The following is a 7,354-nucleotide window of genomic DNA, read 5'->3' on the forward strand; positions in this document are numbered from 1 at the left end:
CGTTGCTCGGCCCTAACGAATGGCCGTTGCTACCTAATTTCAAAGAGTCGGTGCAAGCCTATTACGCGGCGGTATTTGCGTTGGGCCGCCGATTGTTCGATGGGTTCGCACTGGCATTGGGCCTTGAAGAGGGCTATTTCGATGCAATGGTCACGCGCCCGCCGTCAAAACTGCGCTTGATCCATTATCCATTCGACGGCGACGCCCAAGACGCGCCCGGTATTGGTGCGCACACCGACTATGAGTGCTTCACGATATTGCTTGCCGACCAGCCCGGACTTGAAGTGATGAACGATCAGGGCCAGTGGATCGACGCGCCACCCGTGGAAGGCGCGTTCGTCGTCAACATCGGCGACATGCTGGAGGTGATGACCGCTGGTACGTTCGTTGCAACAGCTCATCGGGTCAGGACGGTGAGCCAGGAGCGTTATTCCTTCCCGCTGTTCTACGCCTGCGACTTTCACACGCAGATCAAGCCATTGCCCAGCTTCGCGCAGGCGGGTAAGGACTACGAAGAAATCGCCATCGGTGAGCACATGTTCGGCCAAGCGTTGCAAACCTATCAGTACTTACGCAAGCGGGTGGAGAACGGCGAAATCATGTTGCCGGAAAAAGCCCGTAAACCGTCGAGTTTCGGGCACCTGAAAAACCAGGCTCCGGACGCGCTGTAAATGCAGCTCCGTAACGATTCATTTGATCAATGCAGCCCTTTCCCCACTGTGGAGTCACCGACGATGCGCAACAAGAACAACACTGCAGTTCGCTTGACCGTACTGGCCGTCGCCCTCCTCGGCGCGACCGTAGCGCATGCGGCGACTACCGTGACACCGGGCCAGTTTAAGGTGGGTATGGAGATTACTTATCCACCGTTCGAGTCCTATGACAAAGACAAGAACGTGGTCGGCTCTGACCCTGAGTTGTCCACACTGCTGGGCAAGCACATGGCCCTCAAGACTGAGTTCCTCGACACCAAATTTCCTAGCCTGATCCTCGGCCTGAACTCCGGCCATTACGATGCGATCATTTCCGGGATGTACATCACCCCGGAACGTCAGACTCAGGCGCAGACCATCGCTTACGCCAAAACCGGCGCGGCGATCATGGTTCTTAAGGACAGCACGATTAAACCGAAAGTCCCGGAAGACCTCTGCGGCCTGAAAGTGGGTCTGGAGAAAGGCACCACGTGGGTAGCCCAGTTCAACAAGTTGTCCGCTGACTATTGCGTGCCAAATAAAAAGGGCGCCATCGCTGTCAGCGAATTTCCTTCCGCACCGGAAGTTACCCAAGCGCTGCTGTCGGGTAACGTTCAGGCCCAAGTTGAAATCGACGGCGCGGCTGGGATGATCGCCGAACGCACCAAAGGCCGTGTGGTAGTGAGCACCGAACATTCTATCTATCAGCAAACGTTGGGCATCTTCGTCAAGAAAGGTAACGACGAGCTGTATAAAGCGTTGCTGACAGCATTTGACGAGACCAAAAAATCCGGCGAATACGCGGCCCTGTTGAAAAAATACAACCTCGAAGAACCAGCCAACTGATTTCTCTCCCCGTTTGACCCGCCGGCTTCCCATGAAGCCGGCAGCTTGAGGTGTGCATGCAATTCGAATGGTCTTATTTTTTTTCTTTGTTCTCGGTGTGGGATTTTTGGGAAGCGTGCATCACCGTTATAGAACTCAGCGCCTTGGCCTGGTTCATCGGCATGGTGCTCGGGTTCCTGTTGGCTTCGGCCAAGCTGTCGACCTCACGCTGGCTGCGCATACCGGCGTCGATTTATATTTGGTTTTTCCGTAGCGTCCCGCTGTTGGTGCTGGTGGTGTTCGTCTACAACCTGCCGCAGCTGTTTCCGATTACCCGTGAAGTGCTGTCCAACCCATTTTATTCCGGCCTATTCGCGCTGGTCGTGACCGAAGCTGCGTACATGGCGGAAATCCATCGCGGCGGTTTGATTTCGGTGGCGAAGGGGCAAAAAGAAGCAGGTCGTGCCTTGGGCATTGGTCTGATCGGCCTACAACGGCTGATCGTGATCCCACAGGCTTTTCGGATTTCCCTTCCAACGCTGATCAATGAATACATCACCGTGGTCAAGCTGACATCGCTGGTGTCAGTGATCTCCTTGACAGAGATCCTGACCGTCGGCCAGCGCCTGTATGCGACGAACTTTCTGGTCATGGAAACCCTGTCAGCGGTGGCGGTGTATTACGTGCTGATCGTTACGGTGTTCGGTTGGTTGTTGCAGCGCCTGGAACAGCATCTGGAAATGAATAACCGCATCCCGCAAGCCCTTGATGAAGCTGGGCTGAGCACGCTGCGAGCGACCCTGACCTCGCAGCCTTCGTTGGTTCGCTCACATGTGGGCCCAGGTGCGGCACCCGCGTTGCAGTTGAAAAACATCCACAAAAGTTACGGCCAGCATGATGTGCTCAAGGGCATTGATCTTGACGTTCGCGCCGGTCAAGTGATCTCCATCATCGGGCCGTCCGGCTCGGGCAAGACGTCACTTATTCGGACGATTAACGGCCTGGAAAGCATTGATCAGGGAGAGATTATTCTGTTCGGCGAGAGCTTTATCCGCGCGGGCGCCCTCCCCAATAGTCTGCACATCCGCCGTGGCGTGCAGCGGATCGGTATGGTGTTTCAAAGTTTCAACCTGTTCCCGCACAGAACCATCATCGACAACATCACCATGGCCCCGCGCTACCACGGTCAAGAACGAGCGCAGAGCGAGCAGCGGTCCTACGCGTTACTGGACAAGGTCGGTCTGTTGGCTCACGCGCACAAGTACCCGCATCAACTGTCCGGCGGTCAGCAGCAGCGCGTTGCTATCGCTCGCGCACTGGCGATGGACCCGCAGATCATGCTGTTCGATGAGCCTACTTCTGCCCTCGATCCCGAGCTGGTGGGCGACGTGTTGAATGTCATCCGCGACTTGGCCAAAGAAGGCATGACCATGCTTATCGTTACCCATGAAATGGATTTCGCGATGTCGATTTCTGACCGAGTGATCTTCATGGAAGACGGCAATATTCAAGTGGACGCCGCGCCCAAAGTGATCCGCGCGCATGACGCCGGGGATCGGGTGCGCAAGTTTATGGGGTTGGTGCACTGAGTCACTGTAGAAGCTGCCGAAGGCTGCGATCTTTCGGTCGCTCGCCAACGAGCTGTGCCCTATAACGGCCTAGGGCTATAAACCCAACATCAACCCACTAAGCCGTTTAACCTTGCGTTTGATGGCGTCTTCAAACACGCCGGCGCGGGGTTCGATGAGGCTGAACCAGTGCTTGGCGCGGGTGATGCCGGTGTAGATCAGCTCCTTGGTTAGCACTGGGTTTAGCGCCTCAGGAAGAATCAACGCAGTGTGAGCAAACTCTGAGCCTTGGGATTTATGCACGGTCATGGCGTACACCGTTTCGACATCATTCAGACGACTCGGCAACACAAAGCGCACACCGCCGCTGCCGTCGTTGCGGGGGAAGGCGACGCGTAATACCTGACGATTATTACCATCCCCTTCGCGCTCCGGTAAACGCAGGGCAATACCGATGTCGCCGTTCATCAAGCCCAAGCCGTAATCGTTACGCGTCATCAGTACCGGGCGGCCTTCGTACCAGTGCTGATCGCTATCGATCAGGCCCGCGTTGAATAGCGCATGGGTGATGCGCTGGTTCAGACCTTCGACGCCCCACGGTCCCTTGCGCACGGCGCACAACAGTTGGAAAGAGTCGAACGCTTCAAGTACCGAGCGTGCCCATAACGTCCAGCACGGGTCTTCAAGTGCCACGCCTGCGGCCGGTCGTTGTTCAGCGAGCACACCCAGATAATGCCGATAACCTTGCGGCCCTTCGGCGCCTTGGCTATGCCCGTCGATCAACAAGCGTTCAAACGCGTGGTCCTGCTCGCCTTTCAATGCCAACGCAAACAGATCCTTGTGGGTCCGCGCCGCAAGCAACGTCCGTGCATCATCGGCCTGCTGCTGATTGACCAATCGGGACAATTGACCAATGCCACTGCCCTGCACAAATCGCCGAGAGTGCCGCAGCATCACCACTTGCTGCGCCAATGGAAATTGCGTGGCGTCACCCTGCTGCAGACCACTACGGCTCAAATCTTCGCCGCTGACGGCTTGTAACCAGGCTTGGGTTTGCGGGCTATACCGTCCAGCTTCGGCATCGCGACAGAGATCACCCAACACGGCGCCCGCCTCTACCGAGGCAAGTTGGTCTTTATCGCCGAGCAGAATCAGGCGCGCGCGGGGCGGCAATGCATCCAGCAGATTCGCCATCATCTCTAAGTCGATCATCGACGCCTCGTCGACCACCAACACGTCCAGGGGTAACAAGTTACCGGCGTGATGGCGGAAGTGTCGGGTGCCGGGGCGGCTGCCTAGCAAGCGGTGTACGGTAGTGACCTCGCTGGGAATTTTCTGCCGAACGGCTTCCGCCACTTCCAACGACTGCACTTGGTGACTGATGGATTCGGTGAGCCGCGCCGCGGCTTTGCCGGTGGGCGCTGCAAGACGAATCCGCAATGGTTGGCCACTCTCCACGGCGGGCGCTTGCAGCAACGCCAACAGGCGAACCACGGTGGTGGTTTTACCGGTGCCGGGACCGCCGGTGATGATACTGAAGGCCCCCCGAGTAGCCAAAGCGCAGGCGAGTTTCTGCCAGTCGATCAAGGCATCTGGTGCAGGATTGGCGGCACCGAATAACGCATCAAGCCGCTGCGCCAAGTCCACGGGCGCCGCTTCCTGCTGCGCCAGACGCTGACGCAACGCGCTATCGATGCGCCGTTCGTAGCTCCAGTAGCGGCGCAGGTACAGACGCCGATCTGACAATACCAAGGGTTTCTGCGCAGCCACCTCGCTGTGATCGTCGGCTTGCGCGACCAAGGTGCTGGCGGCCAAGGCCTGGCACCAGGCGCCACCGTCCAACGCCACCAGTAACTGCGACGGCAACAACATCGGACCGATTTGCGCGTCGCCTTCGGGTGGCAGCGACAGTGCGAAATCGGGTTCTTTCAGGGTTTCATACAGGTCTAGGCACACATGCCCGTGACCTAATTGATGGCTGGTCAAGGCGGCCGCGAGCAATACCAACGAGTCCGCGTGGGGGTCCAGTTCGCTGAGAAACGCGACAAAAGCCCGGTCAAGGGCACGCAACCAGCCGCGTTCGACCCAACGTTCCAGCAACAACAGCAGGTCGTCGACCTGACTCAATGGCGTCAACGCGGACAAGCTTTGCGCGTCCAGTGGGGTAGGCAACAGTTCGGCGAATGAGCGACTCATGCGGGCTCTCCTGACAGTGCATCTTCCTGAGGCAACGTGTTGCCTTGAAACAGTTGGTCCAGCCCTTCGATCAACTCACGTGGCGGGCGGGTGAAATAGAGGCCCTGGGTCGGCGCTCGGCTACCGCGCAAGAACAGATACACCGCGCCACCCATGTGCTGGTCATAGTCGTAGTCAGCCAAGCGTGCTTTGAGCTGGCGATGCAGGGCCAGCAAATACAGCACGTATTGCAGGTCGTAACGGTTGTCCAGAATCGAAGCGATCATCGCCTGCTCGGTGTAGGCATCGTCGTCAACGCCCAGCCAGTTGGATTTGTAATCAGCCACGTAATAACGCCCTTGGTGCTCGAACGTCAGGTCGATAAAGCCTTTGAACATGCCGTTCAGCGAGACCGTTTCCGCTGCAGCCCGAGGTGCGCCGTGGTGGGTATAGCGGCGAACCAAGGCGTCCATTTGTTTCACGTCGACCTTGTGACAGGCGAACCAGAACTCCATTTCGATGCGGTACTGGTTCGGCTGATCCAGGGCACTGAGGGACACCGGCTGATCATCTGCCGCCAAACGCAGGGGCATGTTGAGGAGGTGCTGCATCCAATCGGTCAGCGTTGTGATCCAGCCCTGCCAACCACGGCGGTTGCAGCGACTGCCAACGGCCTTTTCAATCTTGACCGGATCGGCTGCAACCACAGAAAAGCGTTCACCGCCGGCCCACTCCAGCAATCCATGAAGGAAAGTCCCGGGGTTTGGGCCGCGTGGGAAACGATGGATATCGCCGCCGCTCACCAATACTTCGCGCGGAGCGTCGGGGTCGAGTCGCTCATCGTCGAACAGCTTTTGCGCTTGCGGGCTGTCGGGGGATTCATCGCCATCGGTGATGGTGTCGCCTATTCGCAACGCACTGTAGGAGGCAATCCACCAGTTTTCGGCGGCGCGTCGTTTTGGTTGGCGCGGCTTGAGCAATATTGCGTTGTTCTGCGGCGGGCTGAAAATGTCAGCGGTGGCGACTGGCAACGGCATGACATCAACTGCCGAGCAGCCCTGCGCCAAGTCCCGAAGCCAGATCGCGAGCGCCGTGGATTCAGCCAACGGCGCTCCGCCACCGAGCAAATAACCCAACGCTGAAAGGTGCAATACCGAGCCACTGCTGTTGCCGCGCTTAAGATCAGTCACGCCGAGGTAGCACGCGTATTGCGCGCGAGTCAGGGCCACGTATAGCAGCCGTAAATCCTCAGCGAGACGCTCGTCGTCGGCCTGCTCAATCAAGGCTGCGGTGGGATGCAGACTGACCTGTGCTTTGCCATCGACGTCGTGGAAATGCAGCGGCAAGCGACTGCCGTCCACCGGTTTCGACGAACAAATAAATGGCAAGAAAACCAAGGGATATTCCAAGCCTTTGGACTTGTGGATGGTCACAACTTTGACCAATTGCTCGTCGCTTTCCAGGCGCAGAATTTGCTCTTCACCGGCTTGGCCGGACAACGCCAAGTGCTCGCCGAGATGACGAATGAGTGCCTGTTCGCCGTCCAGTTCCGCTGCGGCTTGCTGCATCAGTTCAGAAAGATGCAGCAGGTTGGTGAGGATACGTTCGCCATCGTTGCGGCGGACCAGCGCCTGCGGCAGCTGAAAGTCGTGCAGCAAACGACGCAGCATCGGCAGCACGCCTTGGGTGCGCCAAATGGCCCGATAACCACGGAACTGCATGACTCGCGCTTCCCACGCCAATTCGTCTTGATTCAGACGTTCCAGTTCGGCCAGCGACAGGTTCAGCGTGATACAGGCCAGCGCCCCGCGTAACGTGCGCTCGGAGTCCGGCTCGGCGCAGGCCTTGAGCCAAGCCAGCAAGTCGTGGGCTTCTTGCGCGGCGAACACTGAATCCTTGTCGGACAGATACACGCTGCGCACGCCCCGGGCCGACAACTCCCCGCGTACGGCCTGCGCTTCTTTACCGTCACGCACCAGAATCGCGATGTCGGCCGGCAATACACCGCGCAGTGTTTCGCCCGGCTGCGCGAACCCGGCACTGCCTTGCTGGCCTTGGATGAGCAGACGCGCTATCTCGCTGGCGCAGGTGGCC

5 protein-coding genes are annotated in these 7,354 nt (G+C 58.3%); 3 read left to right on the forward strand and 2 right to left on the reverse strand.

From position 1 onward, the window contains the following. The 3 genes from M0974_RS01320 to M0974_RS01330 form a co-directional block, all read left to right on the forward strand. Positions 1–671, forward strand: a 671-nt coding sequence (locus M0974_RS01320; RefSeq protein WP_297831656.1) for a 2OG-Fe(II) oxygenase family protein, incomplete at its 5' end; no start/stop codon positions are given. 63 nt (positions 672–734) lie between these two features. Beyond that, positions 735–1,538 carry an ABC transporter substrate-binding protein gene (locus tag M0974_RS01325; RefSeq protein WP_297831658.1) on the forward strand — a complete coding sequence of 268 codons (804 nt, stop codon included), beginning with the start codon at positions 735–737 and terminating at the stop codon, positions 1,536–1,538. Positions 1,539–1,594: 56 nt separating this feature from the next. Then, positions 1,595–3,106, forward strand: coding sequence for an amino acid ABC transporter permease/ATP-binding protein (locus M0974_RS01330; RefSeq protein WP_297831661.1), 1,512 nt, complete (start codon positions 1,595–1,597; stop codon positions 3,104–3,106). Between the two features lie 75 nt (positions 3,107–3,181). Here M0974_RS01330 and recD read toward each other — a convergent pair whose 3' ends face one another. Continuing rightward, positions 3,182–5,281, reverse strand: coding sequence for an exodeoxyribonuclease V subunit alpha (gene recD / locus M0974_RS01335; protein WP_297831664.1), 2,100 nt, complete (start codon positions 5,279–5,281; stop codon positions 3,182–3,184). Then, the coding region (locus M0974_RS01340; protein WP_297831667.1) for a 3'-5' exonuclease at positions 5,278–7,354 on the reverse strand (2,077 nt) is incomplete at its 5' end. The genes M0974_RS01340 and recD, both read right to left, overlap by 4 nt.

Source organism: Pseudomonas sp. (assembly GCF_026224925.1).
Lineage (GTDB): Bacteria > Pseudomonadota > Gammaproteobacteria > Pseudomonadales > Pseudomonadaceae > Aquipseudomonas.